Origin of the sequence: Serratia sp. P2ACOL2, from assembly GCF_003691565.1 — a bacterium.
GTDB lineage: Bacteria > Pseudomonadota > Gammaproteobacteria > Enterobacterales > Enterobacteriaceae > Serratia > Serratia liquefaciens.
On the sequence record NZ_CP033162.1, the window covers coordinates 1,284,342 to 1,308,663 of the forward strand.

The window sequence follows — 24,322 nt, forward strand, 5'->3', positions numbered from 1 at the left end:
CTTATGATTTGCCGGCCACCAACGCCGCCATGGTTTCGTGATCCGGTTGGCTATCGTCCCGGTCGGTGCTCAGGCTGAGGTAACGGAATTTGGCATCCGCCGCTTCCCGTTCGGCCTGCACCTGTCCGGCGATAAATACCGCATCGCTGCCGAGTAACAGGCGCAGCGGGGGTTCATCCATCTCGGCGATCTGCAAGATAACCTGCGCGGCCTTGGCCGGGTCGCCGGGTTGATGGCCGTTATGCTGTTGCAAGTAGTCTAGCATGGGCCCAAGCGTTGCCTGGTAAGCGGCGCTGACAGGGGCGATGGTCATTGATGAGCCGGCCCAGTCGGTGCGGAAACCGCCGGGTTCAACCAGGGTCACCTTCACGCCGAAGGGCGCAATTTCTTTTGCCAGCGATTCGGAGAAGCCTTCGACCGCCCACTTGGCGGTGTGGTAAGCGCTCAGACCCGGTACGCCAAGGCGTGCGCCTATGGTGGAGATCTGAATGATATGGCCGCTGCCTTGTTGACGCAGCACCGGTAGCGCCGCGCGGGTGACGTTAAAAACGCCATAGAAATTGGTATCGACCTGGGCGCGGAAATCGGCTTCATCGGCATCTTCCACCGGCGCGATGTTGCCATAGCCGGCATTGTTGACCACCACATCCAGTCGGCCGAAGCTGTCTATTGCTGTCTGTACCGCACGTTTGGCGGCCACGGCGTCAGTAACGTCCAGCGCCACGGTGACCACTTGCTCACCGTACTGTTCCACCAGCGGCTGTAACTGCTGTGGCTGGCGTGCGGTCGCGACCAGACGGTGGCCGGCGGCCAAAACAGCCTGCGCCAGCTGCTGGCCCAAACCGCGTGAACTGCCGGTAATTAACCATACCTGAGACTGAGACATAACCACCTTCCTGTACCTGCTTGTTGAAGAGGTTCTACTCTAGAAGGTTCGTCCACATGCGGATAATCCGATTGCGCCAGAGTTTAATCCGATCGCGCCAATGTGATGTCGCGCTCTGGGGTGTGCGCCAGCATCAGCATTTGAATGGTCTCGCCAACCCGTTGCACCGCTTGTTCAATCTCTGGCGTCAGCTTGGGCGCATAGTTGATACGCAGGCAGTTACGGTATTTACCGGAGGCGGAAAAAATGCTGCCGACGGCGATCTGCACACCCTGTTGTTCCAAATGGCGATTTAGCCGCAGGGTATCAAACGCTTCATCCAGCTCAATCCACAGCATAAAGCCGCCGCGCGGTTGGCTAACACGGGTACCGGGCGGGAAGTACTTCATAATCCATCCGGTCATCACGTCCCGGTTCTGCTGGTAGCGGGTACGCATGCGCCGCAGATGTTGCAGATAGTGGCCGTGACGGATGAATTCGGCAATCGCCAGTTGTGGCTGGGTCGCGGTAGAGCCGGTGCCGATATATTTCATGTGCAACACGCGCTCCAGATAACGACCTGGGGCAATCCAACCGATGCGCAGGCCGGGGGCCAGCGTTTTGGAGAACGAGCTGCACAGCAATACCCGGCCGTCTTCATCGAAGGATTTGATGGTGCGAGGCCTTGGGTATTGGTAGGCGATATCACCGTATACGTCGTCTTCGATGATCGTCACATCGTAGCGCTGCGCCAGCGTCAGCAAACGCTGTTTACGCTCCTCCGGCATAATGTAACCCAAGGGGTTATTGCAGTTGGGCGTCAACAGAATGGTTTTCACCGGCCACTGCTCCAGCGCCAGTTCCAGCGCCTCCAGGCTGATCCCGGTCAGCGGATCGGTAGGGATTTCCAACGCCTTCATGCCCAACCCTTTCAGCGTTTGCATGGTGCCGTGAAAGCAGGGGGAGTCTACCGCCACGATATCCCCCGGCTGGCAGACGGCGCGCAGGCCGGTGAACAACGCCTCGTGGCAGCCGGTGGTGATCACCAACTGGTCGGCACTAATCTGGCAACCGGAGTCCAGCAGCAGCCGGGCGATTTGTTCACGCAAGCCGATAACGCCTTGAATGCTGTCGTAGAGCAGGCTGCGCAGATCGCCGTGACGGCCCAGGGTGCCCAGCGCTTTGGTCAACGGTTTCAGCGTAGGTTCGCTGATATCCGGCATGCCACGGCCGAGCTGGATCACATCTTCGCGTGGTTTATTTCGGATCAGTTCCAGTACCTGCTCCCACTGCGAAATATCCACCGGTCGCTGCACCGGACGGGTGACGGCGGGAAGCTCGGCCAGAGTGCGGCGCCTTTGTACGAAATAGCCGGATTTGGGGCGCGCTTCCACCAGTTGGCTCTCTTCCAGCAGGCGATAGGCCTGTTGCACCGTGCTGATGCTGACGCCGTGTTCCAGGCTTAGTGCGCGCACCGACGGCAGACGATCGCCGGCCGGATAGAGCCCCTGTTCGATGCGTTGACTAAGGAGCGCGGCCAGGGTGGCGTAGCGTGTCATACAGATACCCAAAGTGAGAGTGGTTGAGGAAAAAACCGGTACAGATGAGATTAAATTAGACCATTCAGATAGGCAGAGACAGCTTTTGTATGGAAAAAATATCAACGCCCTGAATCTGTATTGTTTTTCGCGCGATCAGCATCATAGGTTTCGTGATCAAACCGAAAGAGGATCTGTGATGAGCATTTCTGTTGAGGGCGAACCGGTACAGCACCGGGCGAGATTTCCACTTTGGCAGTTGTACCTGCAGCGTTATCGCACCCGTAGATCTTTGTTGCAGTTGGACGATGCCCAACTGGCGGACATTGGTCTGTCGCGCGCGCAGGCAATGCAAGAAGGGCGCAAGCCTTTTTGGAGAACATAAATGTTGAAATTGTTGGGTAAGGCCTCGTCGATCAATGTGCGCAAAGTATTGTGGACCAGCCATGAACTGGCGTTGCCGCTGACCAGAGAAGACTGGGGCAGTGGTTTTCGCTCTACGCAAACACCGGAGTTTTTGGCCCTCAACCCCAATGGCCTGGTGCCGGTATTGATTGACGGCGATCGGGTGCTGTGGGAATCCAACACGATTTGTCGTTACCTGGCGGGCCGGGAAGGGCGTCAGGATCTGTTGCCGACAGAACCGGGCGCACGGGCAGCGGTAGAAATGTGGATGGACTGGCAGGCCACCGATCTCAACAACGCCTGGCGCTATGTTTTCATGTCGCGAGTTCGCCAGGATGCCGCCTACCAGGATCCGGAGCGACTGGCAGCGGCGGAGCGGGAGTGGAACAGGTTAATGGGCATGCTCGAACAGCATTTGGCGCAGGGGAATGCTTATATTGCTGGCACGACCTTTAGCCTGGCGGATGTGGTCATTGGGCTGTCGCTCAATCGTTGGCTGATGACGCCTTTCTCGCGCCCGGATTACCCAGGGTTACAAGGGTATTTGCAACGGCTGCAACAGCGGCCGGGTTTCTTGCTGTATGGTGCCAACGGGTTGCCGTGATATGAAATAAAATATTCATTTTGGCCTGACATCTTTGGCCAGAAGACGCAGCGTACCCTCGAGGCTGCCTCGTTACATTCCCGTCTGCAAGGTTTCATGAACGGCATCACGGATATGAGTTTTATTTTTCTCTTTGCTTGTTATTGAAATTTATATTTCATATAACCGTATCACAGACGGCGCGTTTCATTGGGTGGCGCGCTGACCAGATTACGGATACAGGCAACGGGAGAGGGTGATGAAACAGGTACGCGTTGGTTTAATTGGCACCGGCTACATTGGGCGCTGCCACGCTATTGCTTATGCGCAGGCTGCCACGGTATTTCCACTGAAGGGGGAACTGGTGTTGGAAATGCTGGCGGAAGTGACGCCGGAGCTGGCGCAGCAGCGCGCTGCGGAATTTGGTTTCTCTCGTTCGACCGCCGACTGGCGCCAGCTGGTGGCCGATCCGGCTATTGATGTGGTGGATATCTGCGCGCCGAATTTCCTGCATAAGGAGATGGCGCTGGAAGCGATTCGTCACGGCAAACACGTTTATTCTGAAAAACCGCTGGCGTTGGACGCCAAAGACGCCGCTGAAATGGTGCAGGCCGCTCGCGCCAAGGGGGTTAAAACGCTGGTGGGTTTCAACTATATGAAGAACCCGACCAGCCAGCTGGCGCGCGAAATTATCGCCAATGGCGAGATTGGCGAAGTGGTGCATTTTTACGGCACCCACAATGAAGATTATCTTGCCGATCCGCGTACGCCTATCGATTGGCACTGCCGCAAGGCCACGGCCGGGTTAGGCGCGCTGGGCGATTTGGCGGCGCATATTGTCAACATGGCGCATTACCTGGTGGGTGACATTGTGGCGGTCTCCGGCGATATGCAGACCATCATCAAACAGCGCCCGGATGCGAAAGACCCTACGCTGATGCATCAGGTTGAAAATGAGGATCAGGCCAGCGCGCTGGTGCGTTTTGCCGGTGGCGCCATGGGTACCATCGAGACTTCACGCATTGCCTGCGGGCGCAAGATGGGGCTGACCTACGTGGTCACCGGAACCAAGGGCACGTTAAGTTACACCCAGGAGCGAATGGCGGAGCTGAAGCTGTATCGTCACGATGAGCCGGCGGAGCGCCAAGGGTTTAAAACGCTGCTGGTAGGCCCTAAGCATCCGGATTACGCCGCCTTCTGTATTAGCGCAGGGCACGGCATTGGTTTTAACGATCAGAAAACGGTGGAGATCCGCGACCTGGTTAACGGCATTGCCGCCGGTGATCGCATGTGGCCTGACTTTGAAGAGGGCTGGAAAGTATCTTGCGTGCTGGATGCGATAGCCGCCTCCGCCGAACAACGGCGCTGGCTGGAAATTAATCGCGATTAACCAAGGGCTATGACGCTCACAACTTGAGAGTGTCATAGCTTAACTGGCTAATAAGTTAATAAGCTATTAGCTTGATAACTTGCTGCGGTGATAGCCTGCCAATCAAAAAGCGAAGCAGGAACAACCGAATGCGCCCCAAAAGGCATTGTCGTCTGAAACAGGAATGCTGGAACGGCGGGCGACGTCATGCTGATGCGCGTGCACGCCGCAAGGGCCGCAACACTGGTGCGCCTGGCTCAGCACCCCGACGCGGGCCGCGGCTGAAGGAGGGGCAGAGCGATAATGCCCCGGCACCTGGGTCACCGGCGACCAGTCAGGCAGTACCGGAATTGCCGGCGGCGCCAGCGGTGAAAAACTGCCGGCGGCGTACACCACCTTGCCGTCCACCACCGTCATCACCGATTCAATCCCCTTGATCTGCTCCTCGGGTATGCTGAAATAATCCTGCGACAGCACGGCCAGATCGGCTAACTGTCCGACCTTAATCTGTCCTTTTTTACCCTGTTCGGTTGAGAACCAGGCGCTGCCCTGGGTCCACAACATCAGGGCCGTTTCGCGATCCAATCGCGCACTGTCGTCGTACATCGCCATACCGCCAACGGTACGGCCGGACACCAGCCAATACAGCGCCGTCCACGGGTTATAACTGGCCACGCGGGTGGCGTCGGTGCCTAACCCTACCGGCAACTCGGCCGCCAGCATTTTTGCGACCGGCGGCTTCTTTGCCGTAGCGTTCGGCAAAGTATTCCCCCTGAAATGCCATGCGATGCTGTACGGCAATGCCGCCGCCCAGCGCTTTCACCCGCTCGATGTTACGTTCGGAGATGGTTTCCGCGTGGTCGAAGATCCAGTGCAGGCCGTTGAACGGAATATCGCGGTTCACCTTTTCGAACACGTTCAGCATGCGGCTGATGGATTCGTCATAGGTGGCATGCAGGCGGAACGGCCAGCGGTGCTCGACCAGATGGCGCACTACGCGCTCGAGCTCATCTTCCGTACCTTCCGGCAGATCCGGACGCGGCTGGAGGAAATCCTCGAAGTCGGCGGCGGAGAACACCAACATTTCACCGGCACCGTTATGACGGTAAAAATCGGTGCCCTGACCGGGTTTCAGCATGTCGGTCCACAGCTGGAAATCTTCCAGCTCCTGCTTCGGTCGCTGAGTGAACAGGTTATAGGCGATACGCAGAGTGAGTTGCTGCTTATCGTGCAGTTCGGAAATCACCTGATAGTCATCGGGGTAGTTCTGGAAGCCGCCGCCGGCGTCGATGGCGCTGGTCAGGCCCAGGCGATTGAGCTCGCGCATAAACTGACGGGTGGAATTGACCTGTTGTTCAAGCGGCAGCTTGGGCCCTTTGGCCAGCGTGGCATACAGGATCATGGCATTAGGCTTGGCAATCAGCATGCCGGTTGGGTTGCCGTTGCCATCGCGCTGGATCTCGCCCCCCGGCGGATTTGGCGTGTCTTTGGTGTAGCCCACCACTTTCAGCGCGGCTCGGTTGAGTAAAGCGCGATCGTACAGGTGCAGAATAAACACCGGGGTGTCCGGCGCCGCCTGATTGATTTCGTCCAGCGTTGGCATGCGGCGTTCCGCGAACTGGAATTCGGTCCAGCCGCCGACCACCCGTACCCATTGTGGGCTGGGGGTACGCAGTGCCTGCTCTTTCAGCATGCGCAGCGCATCGGCCAACGACGGCACGCCTTCCCAACGCAGCTCAAGATTGTAGTTCAGACCGCCGCGGATCAGGTGCAGGTGCGAGTCATTGAGGCCGGGGACGGCGGTGTGGCCGTGCAGGTCAATCACCTGAGTTTCAGGTCCTGCATGCTGCATAACGTCGTTTTCACTGCCGACGGCGAGGAATTTGCCGTCGCGGATAGCAACCGCCTGGGCGGTAGGCGCCTCGCGATCGACGGTGTGAAATTTACCGTTGGTGATAATCAGGGAAGCAGAGTTACTCATAATGTTCTCCCGGCAGGCCGCCTAACGGCGGGTGAGCCATTGATGAAATATGCGTGTGACTATCGGCATCCAGAGGAAGACCACCAGGGCAACTACGGTGGCGTCATTAAGCAGGTGGCCGACCAGCGTGCCGTTCAACTGCGGCAACAGGTTTCCCCAAAACCAGGGCACCAGATTGGTGGACGGAAAAATCACCAGCAGGGTGATCAAAAATTGTTTCCACTTGGCGGGCTGGCGGGTATTGGCGCTCGGCGGCGTGAACCAGAATTCTGCGCCGGGCCGAATTTCAATGCTGTCGCTCTCCAGCAGCAGCGGCGAAACTTCCTCGATGTAGCGTTTGCGCAGCGGTGAATTCACCCACTGGGACAGGTTGTCGAGGTTGTCAAAACGGACCAGTACGGTGTAGGCCTGCTCATGACCGGTGGGGCGGATCACGTTAACGCCCAGATGTCCGGCAAAGTTGGCGGCTTCGGGCATAATGCGCTTCAGCCAGGCCTCGTAGGCCGGTTCCTGCCCCGGCGCCAAACGGTGAGTGATAACTAGCGTGACATGCTGCGGGTGGGCCATAGCACCGACTCCAGAAAAAACCCGGCGACGCGGCCGGGGTTAAGGTTTATTTTGCCACCCGCGCCGGGGCGTGATGCACCATGGTGTAAGCGTAGTCAACGCCCATGCCGTAAGCACCGCTGTGTTCGCGCACCAGTTCCATAACCGCGTCGTAAGTCTCTTTGCGCGCCCAGTCGCGTTGATACTCCAATAGCACCTGCTGCCAGGTTACCGGGATGGCACCGGCCTGCACCATACGGTCGATGGAACGCTCATGCGCATCCACTGAGGTACCGCCGGAAGTGTCGGTGACCACGTAAACTTCATAGCCTGCCTCGAGCGCCATCAGCGCCGGGAAAGTCAGACAGACTTCGGTCCACAGCGCGGAAATCACCAGCTTTTTGCGACCGGTGGCTTCAACGGCCTTTACGAAGGCTGCGTCTTCCCAGGAGTTCATCGAAGTGCGTTCAATCGGGGTGATTTCTGGGTGAACCGCCAACAGTTCTGGCCAGATATAGCCGCTGAAACTTTCGGTTTCAACCGAGGTGAAAAGGGTGGGAACATTAAAAATCTTGCCGGCTTTCGCCAGACCGACCACGTTGTTTTTCAGCTGCTGGCGATCAATATTGGCCACGCCAAAAGACATTTGCGGCTGGTGGTCAATGAAAATCAGTGCAGAATTATCTTTATCAAGCAATTGAAACTTAGACATTATTTACCTTCCCAGAAAGACTTATGTTTAACAACGGGTGAATGTAACGTCGATAAACCGCATGGTAGGCAGGGGCTGATTTCAAAGATAGTGCAGAATTTTTGCCGTCTTGTTGAGTTTTTTTATACACGGAGAGGGAGCGATGAGGTTAAACCTGGAAGCGTTATTGATTTTGGATGCGCTCGATCGGCATGGGTCATTTGCGGCGGCGGCCGCCGTGCTGTTTAAAACACCTTCGGCGTTGAGCTATATGGTGCAAAAACTGGAGAGCGATCTCGACATCACCTTGCTCGATCGCTCAGGCCACCGCGCCAAATTCACCGATACCGGCAAGTTGATGTTGGAAAAGGGCCGGGTGCTGTTGCGCGCCGCACAGGATTTGGAGCAACAGGCTCGCTATGTGGAAAACGGCTGGGAAAGCGAAATTACGCTTGGCATTGATGCCTCGTTTCCTTTTGAGCGCCTGTTGCCGCTGATGGAAGAGTTTTATCAGCAGAATCACCATACCCGGCTGCGCGTTAGTCACGAGGTGTTGGCGGGATCCTGGGAGTCGCTGGTTTATGGTTGTGCGGATATTATTATTGGCGCGATTTGTGAACCCCCGTCGCGGGTAGGCTATGCTTTTAGTCAGTTGGGTCGGTTGGACTACGTATTTGCCGTCGCACCGCAACACCCGCTGGCGACAATGGCGGAGCCTTTGCCGAAGGCAGAGATCCGTCAGCACCGTGCCGTGGTGGTGCGTGATACCTCAAGGGTGAACGCACCGCAGAACCTGAATATTCTCGAGGAGCAGGACACCTTGACGGTGTTCGGTTTCGACGCCAAGTTGCGGGTGCAGCTCAGCGGTCTCGGCTGTGGTTATTTGCCGCGTTATTTGGCTGAACCTTACCTGAAAAGTGGCGAGTTGGTCGCGAAAAACGTCGAATCTGAGCGCTGCAGCGACGTCGCTTATTTTGGCTGGCGTGAGAATAACGCCGGTTTGGCGTCCAAGTGGTGGCGTGAACGCTTGCAGCAGTGTGCCGATGCCGGGAGCCTGTACCCGGCATCTTGATGCCCCGCCATTGTGCGGAACGACAAGGATGCAGAATGATGAGAACAGGGATGTGGCTTTTGGTAGCGTTGTTACCGTTGCTGGCCGGTTGTAATACGGACCACCGTTCCGAGGCTGCAGGGCTGGAAAAACCGATGGCTGTCGCGGCATCGGTGCAGCCGCCGTCGGGCAACTACCCGGAAAGAATGCGGCGTGCCATTACGCAAGAAATGCCGACGCTCGGCAAATACAAATCCCAAACCTGTTCGATCAGCATTCATCTGTTACCGGACGGCTCCCTGAAGGACTTCAAGGTACTGGCAGGCGATGCTGAGTTTTGCGCTGTAGCAAGTCAGGCAGTACAGCGCGCCAAACTGCCCAAAATGACCAGTCAGACCGAATACGCCTTTTTCAACAGCTCGGTGCTGGATTTCGTTCCCTGATGCCGATGGCTTACCGCATCGGGTGCCGGGATGCGGTGAGCAAAATACCTGTTACAACATGCCCTTCTGCGCAAAGGTGATGCGGGTGGCCTCATTGAGGTCAAGTTCACCTAACTTGTCAGGCCTCACCCAGGCCACTTCCTGAAACTCTTCATTGACGGTGATCTGACGATTGGCGCTGACACAATCGAAGATCAGATACAGCATATAGATAGGCTCTTGTGTCCCGTCAGGATATGTCTTGGTGCGGACATCATCTCTGAAAGTCCAGGGTGTCATCTGTGTGATCTGCAGGGCTTCGCCTAATTCTTCTCTGATCTCACGACGGAGCGCTTGCTCAATTGTCTCTCCCGGTTCCATGCCACCGCCGGACAATGCCCACTGGCCGGGAAAAACACCGCGGTCATCAGCCATTTTACAGAGTAAATACTCGCCATTATTCTCAATGATTGGGCAGACAATGATCCGTTGACGCATGCAACCTCCTGATGTGACGAATTTTTATTGCTAACGTGGGCAAAGGCTTTTCGACTCGGATCTTACCAGCAATCGCTGCTGGCGGACGGCGTTGAATTCAATGAACGCGCGATAATGGGAGCGCCATCAATAAAAGCGGCATAAATAGCTGATTTTTAACTTTGCTTTACCGCTTTCGTTATTTTGAGCGCCTGCGCTGCTCGCAGATACTGAGGAAAATGACCCACAGCGAGCCGCCGCATGTCCTCAGCCAAAAGCCACAGCCACTATTTGCATTCTGCACAACGCCTTTGGATCCAACAGCTTAACCAGCGCTGGTATTGGCGATGCGAGTTGCCGACCTGGGGCATCATGGCGGCGGTGTACGGCGGCTGGTTTGGCGTGGTGCACTACTGGCAGTCGCTGGGACCCTGGCTTGGCACGCCGTTGCTGATTTTGTTGGCCACCTGGTATATGTCGTTGCAGCATGAGCTGATCCACGGCCATCCGACGCGGTGGCCCCGCATCAATCAACTCTTTGGCCTGTTGCCGCTGGCGGTGTGGTATCCCTATGGGCTGTATCGCGATTCGCATATTCAGCATCACCGCAATGAACATCTGACCGACCCGCATGAAGATCCCGAAAGTTATTATTTCAGTCAGACACAGTGGCGGCGTTATCCCAGATTGTTTCCGCTGTTGGCCAAGGTGCGCAATACGCTTAGCGGGCGGATTATGTTCGGTCCGGCGCTGGATATCGTCGCGACGGGGGTTAATGCGCTGAAAGCGATTGCCGCCGGTGAACTGCGCACGTTGGTGATGTGGTTGGTGCATCTGCTGCTGCTGGCGGCAGTGCTGGTTTGGCTGAAGCAACATGGCATTGGCACGGTGTTTTACCTGTTGGCGATCGGCTATCCAGCGCTGGCGCTGACCAAGATAAGATCGTTTTTTGAGCACCGCGCCGTTGAAGCTCCGCAGGCACGTTCTATTATTAATGAGGCGGCTTGGCCGTGGCGGCTGCTGTTTCTCAATCTGAACTATCATTTAGTTCACCATGATCTCCCCGGCTTGCCGTGGTACGGTTTAAGGCAGGTCTATCTGGCGGAGCGCGGTGCTTACCAGCAGCGCAGCCAGGGATTTGTGGTGCGGGGCTATGGCCAATGGGTCAGCGAATACGCTTTTACCCCGGTCGCCGTTGAGGTTCATCCGTTTAACGCCGGCGAGCCGCTAAAGGAAGTTCAGGGCGAAACCGAAGCCTGGCCGGCGGAGACTTTTATCGTGCGATGGAAACGCGCGTCTCAGGATTTTCCAATCGATCTGGCCAAATAGCCGGAAAATACACAACAAGAGGAAAAAGTATGGCAATCACCCCATTACGTGGTCGCGTTTTCGCTTTGGCACTGGGTTTACTTGCCGCGAGTATCGGCGTGGCTCAGGCGGCCGACACGGTGCGCGTGGGCTCAAAAATCGATACCGAAGGCTCGCTGCTGGGTAACATCATCGTGCAGGTGCTGGAGTCCAACGGCATCAAAACCACCAACAAATTACAGCTCGGTACCACCAAGGTGCTGCGCGGGGCGATCACCTCCGGCGAGATTGACATCTACCCGGAATACACCGGCAACGGCGCATTTTTCTTCTCCGATGAAAAAGATCCGGCGTGGAAGAACGCCCAGGCCGGTTTTGAGAAGGTCAAAAAACTCGATTACGACAAGAACAAAATTGTCTGGCTGGATGCTTCGCCGGCCAACAATACCTGGACTATTGCCATCCGTCAGGACGTGGCGGACGCCAACCACCTGAAGACGCTGGCCGATCTGGGCAAATGGATCAACGGCGGCGGCAAGTTCAAACTGGCGGCCTCGGCGGAATTTATCGAACGTCCGGACGCACTGCCGGCATTCCAGAATGCCTATGGCTTTAAGCTGAATCAGGATCAGCTGCTGTCGCTGGCTGGAGGGGACACGGCGGTGACCATTAAAGCGGCGGCGGAGCAAACCTCCGGCGTGAACGCGGCCATGGCTTACGGCACCGATGGCCCGGTGGCGGCTCTGGGTCTGCAAACGCTGGAAGACCCAAAAGGGGTGCAGCCGATTTACGCACCGGCACCGATCATTCGTGAAGCCGCGCTGAAACAGCACGCCAATATCGCCGAATTGCTGAAGCCGGTCTTTGCAACGCTGGACGGCCCGACGCTGCAAAAACTCAATGCGCAGATCGCGGTGGAAGGTCAGGATGCCAAACAGGTTGCGGCCGCTTATCTGAAAGAAAAAGGATTGGTTAAGGGATAGCGCTGATATTCCCTCTCTCTCAATGGGAGAGAGGGAGAGCAGGGCCCATTGACTATGGAGCCGGAGAGTTTCTTTGATTATTGCCGTAAAAAACCGCGTATTACTGACGCTGCTTGTTCTGTTGCTGCTGGCCGCATTTGGCCTGCCGTTCCTCAGCTATGCCCCCAATCGCCTGCTGTCGGGCAAGAGCATTTCCCTGATTTCCCTGCTGCACGGCCCGGCGCTGTGGCTATTGGCCCCGCTGTTGGTGCTGGCAGTGCTCAGCCTGTTGGCACCGCTCAGGCGCAATGCATTGTTGACTGCGCTGGCGGCTGCAGCGCTGCTGGCGCTCACCTTCTGGCTGAGCGGGCATGCCGCGCAGCAGTTGGCGCAGGAAGGTTCCAAACTGGCGCGTACCTCCTGGGGCAGCGGCTGCTGGCTGATGCTGGCGCTGAGCCTGCTGATGGCTGCCGATGCCATCACCCGCATCACGTCTTCGCATTTGTGGCGCATGCTCGGCAACCTGCTGGTGATATTGCCTGCGCTGGCGCTGCTGTTCGGCCATCAGTTGGATCAGCTTTCGCTGCTGAAAGAGTATTACAACCGGCAAGATGTGTTTGATGCCGCGCTGTTGCAGCACCTGAGTATTCTGCTGGCGACGATGGTCCCGGCGCTGCTGATCGGCGTGCCGCTCGGGGTGTTGTGTTTTCGTTCATCCCGTTTGCAAACCCCGATCTTCTCCACGCTGAACATTATCCAGACCGTGCCGTCGATTGCCCTGTTCGGCCTGCTGATCGCACCGTTGGCCGGGTTGGCGAAGGCGGTGCCCTGGCTGGCGGAACACGGCGTCAGCGGCATTGGCATGGCGCCGGCGATAGTCGCCCTGGTGTTGTACGCCCTGTTGCCGCTGGTGCGCAGCGTGGTGGCCGGGTTACAGAGCGTGCCCGCCAGCGTGATCGAATCTGCCAGCGGTATGGGACTGACGCGCGGCCAGATTTTCTTTCGCGTACAGCTGCCGTTGGCTTTGCCGCTGTTTCTGACCGGCGTGCGCATTCTGGCGGTGCAGACCGTCGGCATGGCGGTGGTGGCCGCGTTGATCGGTGCCGGAGGTTTCGGCGCCATCGTTTTCCAGGGTTTGCTGAGCAGCGCGCTGGATCTGGTGCTGCTGGGCGTGATCCCGGTGATCGTGATGGCGGTAATCGTCGATTCGCTGTTTAAATTTATGGTTTCAATTTTGGAAGTGTCACGCCGATGATTCAGTTTAATCAGGTCAGCAAGATTTTTCAGGGTAAGCCGGCGGTGGACGATCTGACGCTGCAGATTGCCAAAGGTGAATTTGCCGTACTGATCGGTACCTCAGGCTCCGGTAAATCCACCACATTAAAAATGATCAACCGGCTGATCGAACACGATCAGGGCAAAATTTACTTTGCCGATGAAGAGATCCAAAAATTCAAACCGCAGGATCTGCGGCGCCGCATGGGCTATGCCATTCAGTCGATCGGCCTGTTTCCGCATTGGACGGTAGAGGAGAACATCGCCACCGTACCGCAATTGCTAAAATGGCCGCGGGCACGGATCCGCGATCGGGTGACCGAACTGCTGGAGCTGTTGCACCTGGAGCCGGAACTGTTCCGACACCGTTATCCGCACCAGCTTTCCGGCGGGCAACAGCAGCGGGTGGGAGTGGCGCGCGCGTTGGCTGCCGATCCGGAAGTGTTGTTGATGGACGAACCCTTTGGCGCTCTCGATCCGGTAACGCGCACCGCGCTGCAGACGGAGATTGCGCGTATTCATCATCTCTCCGGGCGCACCATCGTACTGGTGACGCATGACATTGACGAAGCGCTGGCATTGGCCGATCGCATCGTGTTGCTCGATCAGGGCCGTGTGGTGCAACAAGGCACGCCGCTGGAGCTACTGACTGCTCCGGCCAACGATTTTGTGCGCGATTTCTTTGGCCGAAGCGATCGCGGCATCAAACTGCTTTCTTTAGGCACGGTGGCGGAACGGGTGCGGCCCGGGCATGCGGACGGTGAACCTATTTCCTCCACCATGAACCTGCGTGAAGCGCTGTCGGTATTTGTGGCGCGCGGCAGTGAATGCTTGCCGGTGGTGGGGGAGCAAGGAGAGGCACTCGGCGTGCTGTATTTCAACGATCTGATTGCCCAAAAGGCGCTGTCATGAGTGCGCCTAAAGCCCTGCGTTGGCTGCGCGATCCGCTGCCCTGGACCTTTGCCCTGCTGCTGGCGCTGGTGTTTGGCATGAATCATTTGCATGGCCTGTTTGCAGCCTGGTTTCTCGATCTGGAAAGGCCGGTGTATCAGCAGGACAGTTTTATCTCGCTGGTGTGGGCACATCTGTTGCTGGTCGCGGTCTCCAGTCTGATCGCCGTGGTGATTGGCGTAGCGGCCGGGATCGGCGTGACGCGCCCTGCCGGTAAGGCGTTTCGTTCGCTGGTGGAAACCGTGGTAGCGGTCGGCCAGACTTTTCCGCCCGTGGCGGTGCTGGCGGTAGCGGTACCTGTGATGGGCTTTAGCGAACAGCCGGCGATTATCGCACTGGTGCTGTACGGTTTGCTGCCGATCTTGCAGGGCACGCTGACGGGTATTGAATCGGTACCCAGCGCGACCCGCGAGGTTGCGCAAGGGGTTGGTATGAGCGCCAGGCAAATTCTGTGGCGCGTCGAACTGCCGCTGGCGGCGCCGGTGATTGTTGCCGGTATTCGGACCTCGGTGATCATCAATATCGGCACGGCGGCAATCGCTTCCACCGTCGGCACCAAAACGCTTGGTTCGCCGATAATCATTGGCCTGAGCGGTTTTAATACCGCCTACGTGATCCAGGGTGCGGTAGTGGTGGCGCTGCTGGCGATCATTACCGATATGCTGTTTGAGCGCTGGGTGCGCTATCTCACCGCCTGGCGTCAGCAGACGCAGGCGGCTTCTTCTGCGGGGTAAGGGAATAGGATGCAAGTATCTTTGCCGATGTATGGCGTGACTCATCAACCGGCCGAATCTTTCTGGCGAGTGCTGCGCGATAAATTACTGCAGTTGGGATTGCCGCTGGCTCCTGAACAGCTCGTCTGGCCGCACGACCTGGCTCAGCACTGGCTACAGGATGATTTATTGCTCAGCCAAACCTGCGGTTATCCGCTGGTCAGCAGCCTGCAGCAGGTGCAGCTGATCGGGACTTATCACTACCGCGTCGAGGGTTGTGAGGGCGCGAATTACAGCAGTTGGTTGGTGGTGCGCGACGACGACCCTGGCGAGCGGCTGGCGGATTTTCGCGGCCGGATCGCCGCATACAACAGTACCGACTCTCAGTCAGGGCATAACAGCTTGCGTGCGCTGATCGCACCCTTGGCACAGAACGGCAGCTTCTTCAGTGCTGCCATCGCCTCCGGGGCGCACTATCAGTCGCTCAAGCTGATCCAAAACCGGCAGGCAGACATTGCTGCCGTCGACTGCGTCAGCCTGGAACTGTTGAAACGGGCACGGCCCCAGGCGTTGGCCGGGCTGAAAATTATTGGACGAACGGCCAGCGTGCCGGGGCTACCCTTGATTACCTCGTCGCAGACCCCGCCGGAACAGCTGGAAATACTGCGTGCCGGGGCGAAGGCGATGCTGGGCGAAGCGGTAAGCGACAATCTGCTGATCGGCGATTTCAGCCTGGTGCCGCGTTCGGCATACCAAATAATCACCGAGCTGGAGCAGCAGGCCGCCAGCCGCGGAGTGACAACGCTGTAAGCTTATGACTGGCCCGCGTTCGGCATATCAAATAATCACCGAGCTGGAGCAGCAGGCCGCCAGCCGCGGAGTGACAACGCTGTAAGCTTATGACTGGCCCGTGTTCAGGCGGCGCTAAATAATGATGCCTGCGGCAGCAAGCAGAAAATCGCACCAACGGTTGGCGAAGGAAGAGAAGGGGAGTTGCTGCTGAAATGGAGAAATGAGGCGGTTACCGCGCCCTTTGCAGATACCGGCGCGCGTCGGGCGACTGCAGCGTTTTTTACAACAACGCTGCCAGCGCGGGACGCATCACTTGGCCTGAATGCTCTCTGCCGGAGTGGCAGTGGCGGCGGCTTCGTGTGACGTGGCGGCCTCTTCTAGCGGCGTGGTGGAACGGGTGTACATATTCAGCCCGGCCAGGAATACGCCGCCGAGTGAACCAAAGGCACAGAGAAAGATAACGATAATGAACGATTTTTTCAGCATGGGGATGATTTCGCAGGTTGCCAGGAACAACGGGAATTATAGACGCTTCGTAATATGAAACAAGAATCGTTTTAATACCCGTCGTCTTTCAAGCTGCAGCGTTTAAATCTGTTTCCGGTAGATTTGTCACTCCAGCCGCTGTAGGGGGCGAATACATTCGCCCCGATTAATTCGGCCGCAGCGTGCAGCGCCCCTACCTTTCCCTGCTTATGCGACTGACCGGGCGAGCAAACAGGAATTTGCCCAGCGTCACCAGCACCACCGCCGCTACGATAATCACCAGCGCCGCCCATTCACGCGGTGCCAGCGATTCGCCGGCAAAACCGATGCCGAGCAGCACGGCCACCACCGGATTGACATAGGCATAACTGGTGGCTACCGCCGGACGCACGTTTTTCAGCAAAAACATATAGGCGCTAATGGCCAACATGGAACCGAAGATAATCAGGTATCCCAGCGCAAAGAAACCTTTGGCGCTGGGCATCTGCGTCAGGCGTTCGCCGCTGAGCTGACTGACGACCAGCAGAACCACTCCGGCAACCAGCATTTCCGCCGCGCCCGCCATCGGTCCGGCCGGTAGCGAAATACGTGACCCCAGCACCGAGCCAAAGGCCCAACTGGCGGAAGCCAGCAGGATCAGTAACGCACCGGTAGGGTTGCCCACCAGGTTATTGCCGGTATTGAGCAATACGATCCCCACCAGGCCCAATGCGATACCTGCCCACTCCAGCTTGGTATTGCGCATGCCCCAAAACAGGCTGAAGAACAGGGTGAACAGCGGTACCGTCGCGACCATAACGGCGGCAATACCAGAAGGTACGTGCTGGTGTTCCGCCACGGTCACCAGACCGTTACCCACCGCGAGTAGCAAGATACCGATAGTGCCAGCGGCCAGCCACTGCCTGAGGGTTGGTAATGCATGGCCGCGCAACGCTAAAAAGCTGAACAGCACTATACCGGCGACCAAAAAGCGGATACCGGCCATCATCAGCGGTGGCCAGCTCTCCACGCCCAGACGAATAACGAAGTAGGTAGAACCCCAGACAATATATAACGTGAACAGCGCCCCGATTAACGGCAGGACGTTACGGCTACTTTGGCTCAGCATGGATATTTATTCTGCAGGGAGGTTATTATTAGAGGACTCAGTAAACCCGATCGCACGGAAGATTAGCAACGCTTTTCACTATTTTTTAACGGCAAGGTCGGCTGGCGAATCGATGAGAATCGAGAGAGAACGCCAGCCTGCAGATAGCCTTGAGCCGAGTGCCGATTACAGCAGCGAAATACGGTAGGCGCAGCGGCGTGCACCGGCCAGAATATGTTCGGAACGTTCAACCTGCGCCTGCAACACCTCGGTGAAAATACTCAGCTCAGCACGGCAGAACCCCTGACAAACGGTAGCGGCGGCGCAAATAGGGCAGTGGTTCTCTACCAACAGAAAGGAGCCGTCTTCCTGAGTACGGCATTCGGCCATATAGCCTTCGCGGCAACGAATGGCCGTCAGACGCTGAACCCGTTCCTGCAAGTCGGTAGCGCCAATCATCGCCTGCTTGTAATTAATCCGCGTTTCTTGCTCGCGGGTGTCAATCAATAATTCAATCGCCTGCTCGCCCAGCTTGTCGCGTACGGTGCGCAGCAACTGTACCGTCAATTCTGAATGGGTATCCGGAAAGCGCGCATTGCCGGCGGCGGTCAGGTGCCAGAGCTGCACCGGTCGGCCGACGCCGCGGGTTTCCGCCACGGCTTCAACCAGCCCGTCTTTGGCCAGTTTGACAAACTGCTGGCGCGCAGCCTCACCTGTGGTGCCAAGAACCTTTCCTGCATCAGACGCTTGTTGTGGGCCGCGGGTTTTTAATAGTGTCAGCAAACGGTCACTGACCGATTGTGCGGGACTACCGCCATTTTCCAAGTTTATTCTTGACATATTTCTCCGCCTCGCCCTACCATTATTCCAAGTTAACTCTTGTTAAATTTAACGCAATATCACTATTAACTCAATGCCCTTCCTCTGAAAACAGGACGACAACCGTGATAACCAACGATGATAGCCGCTGGGCCGACTTATTCTCCGGCAAAAATGGCGCCAGTGCGATCGCGCTCTCACTCGGCGTAGCGCTGCATGCGATCAATATTCTGGTCGCCACCACCATTCTGCCCTCGGTGGTGCAGGATATTGGTGGCCTGAATCTGTATGCCTGGAACACCACGCTGTTTGTGGTGGCGTCGATTCTCGGATCGGCGTTATCTGCACGTCTGCTCAGTGGTTACGGTGCACGCAGTGCCTATCTGGTGGCGTCGCTGTTCTTTATTGCCGGGGCAATGCTGTGTGCATTGGCGCCGTCGATGCCGGTGATGCTGATAGGTCGCACCGTGCAGGGGTTCGGCGGCGGGCTGATTTTCGCGCTTTCGTACGCCATGATCAACCTGGTGTTCGAGCAAAAACTTTGGCCGCGGGCAATGGCGCTGATTTCGGCGATGTGGGGTATTGCTACGCTGGTGGGACCGGCGGTGGGCGGCATTTTCGCCGAACTGAACGCCTGGCGCTGGGCCTTCGGCATCCTGTTGCCAATCATGGTGTTGTACGCCGGGTTCACCTTCCTGATCCTGCCGAAAGGCAAACCGCAACAGCAGGCAGCGCCGCTGCCGGTAGCCCAGCTGTTGCTGCTGGCGGTGGCGGTGCTGGTGGTATCCGCCGGCAGCCTGGCCGACAGCGCCTGGGTCAATTTTGGCGGTATTGCATTGGCCGTGCTGATGATGGTTTGGCTGATTCGCCGTGAAGCGCACTCCCGCGCCCGTCTACTGCCTCAAGGCGCTTTACGCCGCGGTTCCCCTCTGGCTTCGCTGTATATCACCGTCTCCCTGCTGGTTGTGGGCATGACCAGCGAAATCTTCGTGCCTTATTTCCTGCAAACGCTGCACGGGCAGTCACCGCTGATTTCCGGCTATATTGCAGCCACCATGGCGGCGGGCTGGACGCTGTCGGAGATCCTCAGTTCGGGCTGGCGCAGTGCGGGTATGCGCCGGGCCATTATCAGCGGGCCGCTGTTTGTGTTTGTCGGGCTATTGGCCCTGGGCGTATTGATGCCAACGCCTTCCGGTGGTCATTGGTCGGCACTGACGCCGATTGTCATCGCTCTGACAGTGGTGGGGTTTGGTATCGGTTTTGGCTGGCCACATCTGCTGACGCGTATTCTGCAAGTCTCGCCAGAGGCGGATAAGGATATTGCCGGCGCGTCGATCACTACGGTGCAACTGTTTGCCACCGCGTTCGGTGCCGCGTTGGCGGGGATGGTCGCCAACCTGGCCGGACTGAACGTGCCGGGTGGGGCACCGGGTGCCGCCTCCGCCGCGCGCTGGCTGTTCCTGCTGTTTGCCTTGGCGCCGCTGCTGGCGGTCTTTAGCGCCTGGCGCTGTGCGGCGATTACTCCACCTGTTGTGGCAACCAGCGATGCCGAAATTGCGCTGGCATCGCCGGGGTTGTCGCTCTCTGCCACCCCTGTGAGCGAATGCGTTCGTCCTGAATAAGGCGGGTGCCGCCTGCTGGTTTTTATAACTTCGCAGGGTTTACTTTAAAATCTGATTGACGAATCCCGTATTTGAGATTATTTCTCTCATATGGGATTTTCATATCAGGGCTATAGAGATCATGGATAACGGAGTGGACAGCGCCGACCTTCGCTTGGCGCAACGGCTGTCTGATTTACGCCAGCAGCAGGGCTGGTCGCTGGAAGCGTTGGCGCAGCAAACCGGCATCAGCCGGGCAACGCTATCGCGGGTTGAGCGTGCGGAAACCAGCCCGACTGCCTCGTTGTTGAACAAACTGTGCGCGGCGTATGGGCTGACCATGTCACGGCTGCTCAGCGAGGTTGAGGACGAACCGCCAGAGTTGCTGCATCGCGAACAGCAGACGGTGTGGGTTGATCGCGCCAGCGGTTTTCATCGTCGTTCGGTATCACCGCCCGCCGCCCTCTATAAGGCGGAATTTATCGAGGGCACGCTGGAGGCCGGCGCGGTGATCGCTTATGACGCCCCTTCGATTCACGCGCTTGAACACCATTTATGGCTGCTGGAAGGCCGGCTTGAATTGACGCTGGAGGCGCGAACTTTTCAGCTAGAACCGGGCGATTGCCTGCGTTACCGCTTGTTCGGCGCTTCAAAATTTCATGCACCCGGCCCCGAGCCGGCCCATTACACCCTCGTTATCTGCAGGCCATAATCATGATTGAGATACAGCAATTGAACGTCAGTGCGGTACAGAGTGCGATCCCTGAACTGGCGGCGATGCTGCATGCCAGCGTCTCGCAGGGGGCGAGCATCGGTTTTGTCATGCCGTTTAGCCTTGAGCAGGCGCAGGCGTTCTGGCACCGTCTGTTGCCGGCTATTGAACGGAAGGAAAGGCTGCTGCTGGTGGCCCGAGATCGAGATGCCGGAAGGGTGGTCGGTACGGTGCAACTGCTGCTGGATATGCCTGATAACGGCCGCCACCGGGCGGAGGTGGTGAAGCTGATGGTGCACCCGGATGCTCGCCGTCAGGGCATTGCCCGCAGCCTGATGTTGCAGGTGCAACAGCTGGCGGTTGAGCATCAACGGCATTTACTGGTGCTGGATACCCTGACCGGCGACACGGCGGAAGGCCTGTACCGTCGGCTGGGCTTTCAACTGGCGGGCAGCATTCCGCAATACGCACGCGCCAGCAATGGCGGTGCGCTGGATGCCACCAGTTATATGTATAAATTGCTCTGACTACCCCGTCGTTTTTCAAGCGTTATCGCCTAAGGGGGCGAACGTATCGCCCCCTTAATCAGAACGCAGCCAGCGCCGTCCCTGCAAGGCTTGGGAGGTTACTGTCCGTTCCAGGCCTTGATTGCCTGTTGGCGAATCTGCAGCTTTTGCTCTGGCGTCAGCTTGTTATAGTCCTTCGCCATGCCGCTTTCCCAATCGCCGTACAACGGGTTGGGCAACACGATAAACTCGGTGCCGAATTTGCTTTGGTTGTCGGCGACGAACGCCCGCCGCTGCGCGTTATCTTTGTGGTAGGTCGCGGCGCCGAAGTCGTTCAGGTTGTCACCGGCGTAAACCACGATGTCGTAACCGGCGTTCTTGATTGCGTCGAAACGCGCCTGCTTGTTGGAGGTATCACCGCTTAACAGCACGGTTTTTTCCGACATGCCGGTGAAGCCCAATTTTTGCATATTGGCCAGCGTGGCGGCGTATTCAGACTGTTTGCGGTTGGAGACGTAAAACATGGTGCCCTGATGACTGTTGACGTAGCGGGCAAACTGCACGGCACCTGGCACCGCGCCGGCCTGTTGCGCCTGTGACCACTTCGCCCAGGTGGCAGCGGCGAAAGGTTGGCCCTGCTGCGCCTGCCAGCCGGAATAAGGGCTGTTATCCAGCATGGTTTCGTCCAAATCGACCACCACGGCCTTCTTCTTGCCCGGCGCGGCCTTGGCCTGATCAAAGGCCAGCCTGGCGCTGTTGAAGGCCTGGTGCGTCAGCGCCTGATATTCGCCGGATTGCTGGAACCAGTTCAGCGCCAGCACGGATTGCTCAGCCAACTGCTGTTGTGCCTGCCGATCGGTTTTTGCTGGCTGCACGCAGCCGGTCAGGGTCACCAGCGCAATGCCGATCGCCGCGCCGAGGGCCATTTTCTGTCTCATTATTCCTGCCATAAATAAATCACTCTCTGATTGTTATTGTGGTGTGTTCAAGGTCATCGTCATTTCAAACTGGCGCAACGCGTCCTGCTGCCAGCCGAGTCGGTCGAAGAAGGGGGCGGCCACTTCAGGAACGTAAACGTTGGCTACCAGCGGTAACGGCGCAAACTTCGCCTGTAATGCAGCCAGCATGGTGCGGGCATGGCCCTGGCTGCGGTGCTGCGGCGGCACGTAGATCATGCGCAAAAAGCACTTGTCGGCTCCCAACTGCACCACCGCATAGGCCTGGTAGCCAAGGCTGAAAGCATGGGGTTTGCCGGGTAGCTTGAACAATGTCTCCGGCGCGATCAGCCAGGGCAGGTTGGTGGCACCCTCGGCAATCAGGCGGTGAGAGACGAACAGCGGGTCGATCTCTTGCAACTGCGCAACTTCGGCAAGTACCGGCGTAGCGGCCAGATGCCCGGTCAGCGTGCGGACGATTTGCAACCCGGCCCGATGGTAGAGCGCCAACGCGGCCTCGTTCCCTTCAATCACTTCCAATGACAGTTGACGATCGCCGCGCTGATGCGCGTCGGCGACAATGCGTTTCATCAAGGCTTTTCCCAAGCCTTTGCCGCGCATTTCCGGACGGATGGAGAGTGCCGATATCCGGCTGTGCAGGCCACGGCGGCTGATCAGCGCCAGCGCTACCGGTTGTTGCTGGTGGGTAACGATAATACTGTCGTTCAGGCTGAGGTCTTCGGCACCAAAACGGCGGGCGAAGGTATCACCGTCAATCACGAAACGTACAATATAGTTTTCAAAACAATGACAAAGGATCTGCGCCAGCTCGTCGCTGCTGTAGCGCAGGGCGCTTTGGTACTCGAAGCTTTCATCGGTGTGCATGAGCTTTCCCTGTCTAAGGCGGAAGCTATACATCTAGACCCGATTGTTTTATAAGGCAAGTTTCCGCGTGCGGTTACGGGATATGCAGCGGTAAATGAGGCAGGAACAGGCGATAAAAGTACAAATGAAAAAATCGGGCGTTGCCGCCCGGCGAAGTAACTCTGGGTATAAAGTGAAGCTAAGGTTTGCAGTGGTGGTTATTCATCACATCAGAACTGGTAGGTCAGGGCGACGGCAATCACGTTGTCGTCTTTCAGACCCAGCTTGTTATCGCTGTCGAGTTGGTTGATTTTATAATCGACATAGGTTGACATGTTCTTGTTGAAATAGTAGTAGGCGCCAACGTCGATATATTTCACCAGGTCGGCGTCGCCGATGCCTTCAATATCTTTGCCTTTCTGCTGAACATAACCCAGCGATGGACGAAGACCGAAGTCGAACTGATATTGCGCAACCAATTCCAGACCTTCCGCCTTATTGGCAAAGCCGCTTACGGAAGTGGAATTATTGTTGATAGTGGCAGTGCCGGAGATTGGCGCGATATTACGGCTTTGCGAATAGGTCGCTGCCAGGTAAACATCGTTGTTGTCGTATTTCAGGCCGCCGGCCCAAATATCGGCTTTGTCGCCCTTACCGAAGGTGCCCGCTTTTTGGCTGGCGGTACGGTTGGAAGAGGCATAGGCAGCGCCCACGCTCAGACCGTCGATGATCTCGTAGCTGGAAGACAGGCCCCAACCGTCGCCGTTCGCTTTGCTGCTGGAGCGACCGTCGTTTTCATTTTTGCCCTGGTACTGTACCGCGAACTTCAGACCCTCGACCAGGCCGAAGAAGTCATTGTTACGGTAGGTGGCCACGCCGTTGGTACGGCCGTTCATAAAGTTGTCGGTTTTGACGTAGGCGTCATCACCGAACTCAGGCAGCATATCCGTCCAGGCGCCGACGTCATAGATAATGCCGTAGTTGCGACCGTAGTCGAATGAACCGATATCTTTATATTTCAGACCGGCGAAGCCCAAACGGGTTTTGGTATCTTTCGTGCCGTCGGATTCAGAATGGTTGGCTGCGATCTGATATTCCCACTGGCCATAACCAGTCAGCATATCGTTAATTTGAGTAGCGCCTTTAAAACCGATACGCACATAGGTTTTATCGCCATCATTACCGGCATCGTCAGAGAAATAGTGCAGTGCTTTTACGCGGCCGTAAAAATCAAGTTTGTTGCCGTCTTTATTGTAGATTTCTGCTGCCTGTGCTGTCTGCGCAATTAAAAGTGCCGGAATAATAACGGCCAGAAGATTACGTTTCATGATTTACCCTGCTTTATTCGATTGAAAGACGCTTATCATCAGTAGTACTGCTGTT

The 24,322-nt window shown here is 57.2% G+C and carries 25 protein-coding genes and 1 pseudogene; 14 read left to right on the forward strand and 12 right to left on the reverse strand.

The window, feature by feature from the left end; translation table 11 throughout:
* Position 1: 1 nt before the first annotated feature.
* The gene (locus tag EBA31_RS06155) at positions 2-886 is read right to left on the reverse strand and encodes an oxidoreductase (protein ID WP_020825860.1); all 885 of its coding nucleotides are present in this window, start codon (positions 884-886) and stop codon (positions 2-4) included.
* Between the two features lie 83 nt (positions 887-969).
* A complete protein-coding gene (locus tag EBA31_RS06160; protein ID WP_122077769.1) occupies positions 970-2,424 on the reverse strand; it encodes a PLP-dependent aminotransferase family protein in 1,455 nt (484 codons plus the stop codon).
* 178 nt (positions 2,425-2,602) lie between these two features.
* Here EBA31_RS06160 and EBA31_RS06165 point away from each other — a divergent pair, with 178 nt between their 5' ends.
* From EBA31_RS06165 to EBA31_RS06175, 3 genes are all read left to right on the forward strand, one after another.
* On the forward strand, positions 2,603-2,788 hold the full coding sequence (locus tag EBA31_RS06165; protein ID WP_046374161.1) for a DUF1127 domain-containing protein: 186 nt from the start codon (positions 2,603-2,605) through the stop codon (positions 2,786-2,788).
* Complete coding sequence (locus EBA31_RS06170) at positions 2,789-3,412, forward strand: glutathione S-transferase family protein (protein ID WP_116690922.1); 624 nt, start codon at positions 2,789-2,791, stop codon at positions 3,410-3,412.
* Positions 3,413-3,650: 238 nt separating this feature from the next.
* On the forward strand, positions 3,651-4,781 hold the full coding sequence (locus EBA31_RS06175; RefSeq protein WP_020825864.1) for a Gfo/Idh/MocA family protein: 1,131 nt from the start codon (positions 3,651-3,653) through the stop codon (positions 4,779-4,781).
* A gap of 102 nt (positions 4,782-4,883) precedes the next feature.
* Here EBA31_RS06175 and EBA31_RS06180 read toward each other — a convergent pair.
* The 3 genes and pseudogenes from EBA31_RS06180 to EBA31_RS06190 all read right to left on the reverse strand — a co-directional run bounded on the left by EBA31_RS06180 (position 4,884) and on the right by EBA31_RS06190 (position 7,999).
* Positions 4,884-6,741: pseudogene (locus EBA31_RS06180) on the reverse strand (amidohydrolase).
* Positions 6,742-6,762: 21 nt separating this feature from the next.
* Positions 6,763-7,308 (reverse strand): antibiotic biosynthesis monooxygenase, encoded by a 546-nt coding sequence (locus EBA31_RS06185; RefSeq protein WP_115059469.1) that lies wholly within the window; start codon positions 7,306-7,308, stop codon positions 6,763-6,765.
* 46 nt (positions 7,309-7,354) lie between these two features.
* A complete protein-coding gene (locus EBA31_RS06190; protein ID WP_020825867.1) occupies positions 7,355-7,999 on the reverse strand; it encodes a hydrolase in 645 nt (214 codons plus the stop codon).
* A gap of 142 nt (positions 8,000-8,141) precedes the next feature.
* Between EBA31_RS06190 and EBA31_RS06195 the strand changes: the two genes are divergently transcribed.
* Both EBA31_RS06195 and EBA31_RS06200 read left to right on the forward strand, forming a co-directional pair.
* Complete coding sequence (locus EBA31_RS06195; protein ID WP_115059468.1) at positions 8,142-9,050, forward strand: LysR family transcriptional regulator; 909 nt, start codon at positions 8,142-8,144, stop codon at positions 9,048-9,050.
* A gap of 35 nt (positions 9,051-9,085) precedes the next feature.
* Complete coding sequence (locus EBA31_RS06200; RefSeq protein WP_162302868.1) at positions 9,086-9,472, forward strand: cell envelope integrity TolA C-terminal domain-containing protein; 387 nt, start codon at positions 9,086-9,088, stop codon at positions 9,470-9,472.
* A gap of 51 nt (positions 9,473-9,523) precedes the next feature.
* Here the strand turns inward: EBA31_RS06200 and nudI are convergent, their stop codons facing one another.
* Positions 9,524-9,949 (reverse strand): nucleoside triphosphatase NudI, encoded by a 426-nt coding sequence (gene nudI / locus EBA31_RS06205; RefSeq protein WP_020825870.1) that lies wholly within the window; start codon positions 9,947-9,949, stop codon positions 9,524-9,526.
* A gap of 240 nt (positions 9,950-10,189) precedes the next feature.
* Between nudI and EBA31_RS06210 the strand changes: the two genes are divergently transcribed.
* From EBA31_RS06210 to EBA31_RS06235, 6 genes are all read left to right on the forward strand, one after another.
* On the forward strand, positions 10,190-11,257 hold the full coding sequence (locus tag EBA31_RS06210) for a fatty acid desaturase (protein WP_122077773.1): 1,068 nt from the start codon (positions 10,190-10,192) through the stop codon (positions 11,255-11,257).
* Between the two features lie 29 nt (positions 11,258-11,286).
* Entirely contained in the window at positions 11,287-12,219 is a 933-nt protein-coding gene (locus tag EBA31_RS06215) for an ABC transporter substrate-binding protein (protein ID WP_020825872.1), read from the forward strand.
* A gap of 79 nt (positions 12,220-12,298) precedes the next feature.
* Positions 12,299-13,453 carry an ABC transporter permease gene (locus EBA31_RS06220; protein ID WP_202914218.1) on the forward strand — a complete coding sequence of 385 codons (1,155 nt, stop codon included), beginning with the start codon at positions 12,299-12,301 and terminating at the stop codon, positions 13,451-13,453.
* Positions 13,450-14,385 carry an ABC transporter ATP-binding protein gene (locus EBA31_RS06225; protein ID WP_122077777.1) on the forward strand — a complete coding sequence of 312 codons (936 nt, stop codon included), beginning with the start codon at positions 13,450-13,452 and terminating at the stop codon, positions 14,383-14,385. The genes EBA31_RS06220 and EBA31_RS06225 overlap by 4 nt, the downstream gene beginning before the upstream one ends.
* Positions 14,382-15,158 (forward strand): ABC transporter permease, encoded by a 777-nt coding sequence (locus EBA31_RS06230; RefSeq protein WP_122077779.1) that lies wholly within the window; start codon positions 14,382-14,384, stop codon positions 15,156-15,158. Before EBA31_RS06225 ends, EBA31_RS06230 begins: the two co-directional genes overlap by 4 nt.
* Positions 15,159-15,167: 9 nt before the next feature.
* Positions 15,168-15,947: a phosphate/phosphite/phosphonate ABC transporter substrate-binding protein gene (locus tag EBA31_RS06235; RefSeq protein ID WP_122077782.1), complete on the forward strand. Its 780-nt coding sequence runs from the start codon at positions 15,168-15,170 to the stop codon at positions 15,945-15,947.
* Positions 15,948-16,238: 291 nt separating this feature from the next.
* Here EBA31_RS06235 and EBA31_RS26895 read toward each other — a convergent pair whose 3' ends face one another.
* The 3 genes from EBA31_RS26895 to EBA31_RS06245 form a co-directional block, all read right to left on the reverse strand.
* Positions 16,239-16,415, reverse strand: coding sequence for a hypothetical protein (locus EBA31_RS26895; protein WP_202914192.1), 177 nt, complete (start codon positions 16,413-16,415; stop codon positions 16,239-16,241).
* 193 nt (positions 16,416-16,608) lie between these two features.
* Positions 16,609-17,523, reverse strand: coding sequence for a drug/metabolite exporter YedA (yedA, locus tag EBA31_RS06240; RefSeq protein ID WP_020825878.1), 915 nt, complete (start codon positions 17,521-17,523; stop codon positions 16,609-16,611).
* Positions 17,524-17,688: 165 nt separating this feature from the next.
* Entirely contained in the window at positions 17,689-18,342 is a 654-nt protein-coding gene (locus EBA31_RS06245) for a metalloregulator ArsR/SmtB family transcription factor (RefSeq protein ID WP_046374146.1), read from the reverse strand.
* A 104-nt stretch (positions 18,343-18,446) separates the two neighbouring features.
* Here EBA31_RS06245 and EBA31_RS06250 point away from each other — a divergent pair, with 104 nt between their 5' ends.
* From EBA31_RS06250 to EBA31_RS06260, 3 genes are all read left to right on the forward strand, one after another.
* The gene (locus tag EBA31_RS06250) at positions 18,447-19,943 is read left to right on the forward strand and encodes an MFS transporter (protein WP_238387431.1); all 1,497 of its coding nucleotides are present in this window, start codon (positions 18,447-18,449) and stop codon (positions 19,941-19,943) included.
* A 121-nt stretch (positions 19,944-20,064) separates the two neighbouring features.
* Positions 20,065-20,634: a helix-turn-helix domain-containing protein gene (locus tag EBA31_RS06255; protein WP_048761487.1), complete on the forward strand. Its 570-nt coding sequence runs from the start codon at positions 20,065-20,067 to the stop codon at positions 20,632-20,634.
* Between the two features lie 2 nt (positions 20,635-20,636).
* Positions 20,637-21,161: a GNAT family N-acetyltransferase gene (locus EBA31_RS06260; protein ID WP_122077784.1), complete on the forward strand. Its 525-nt coding sequence runs from the start codon at positions 20,637-20,639 to the stop codon at positions 21,159-21,161.
* Between the two features lie 98 nt (positions 21,162-21,259).
* On the opposite strand, the gene EBA31_RS06265 is transcribed toward EBA31_RS06260, so the two are convergent.
* The 3 genes from EBA31_RS06265 to ompC all read right to left on the reverse strand — a co-directional run bounded on the left by EBA31_RS06265 (position 21,260) and on the right by ompC (position 24,267).
* Positions 21,260-22,078 carry a 5'-nucleotidase, lipoprotein e(P4) family gene (locus EBA31_RS06265; RefSeq protein ID WP_369982326.1) on the reverse strand — a complete coding sequence of 273 codons (819 nt, stop codon included), beginning with the start codon at positions 22,076-22,078 and terminating at the stop codon, positions 21,260-21,262.
* 33 nt (positions 22,079-22,111) lie between these two features.
* Positions 22,112-22,960 carry a GNAT family N-acetyltransferase gene (locus tag EBA31_RS06270; RefSeq protein ID WP_122077786.1) on the reverse strand — a complete coding sequence of 283 codons (849 nt, stop codon included), beginning with the start codon at positions 22,958-22,960 and terminating at the stop codon, positions 22,112-22,114.
* A gap of 209 nt (positions 22,961-23,169) precedes the next feature.
* Positions 23,170-24,267 (reverse strand): porin OmpC, encoded by a 1,098-nt coding sequence (gene ompC, locus EBA31_RS06275; protein WP_122077788.1) that lies wholly within the window; start codon positions 24,265-24,267, stop codon positions 23,170-23,172.
* Between the last annotated feature and the right edge of the window lie 55 nt (positions 24,268-24,322).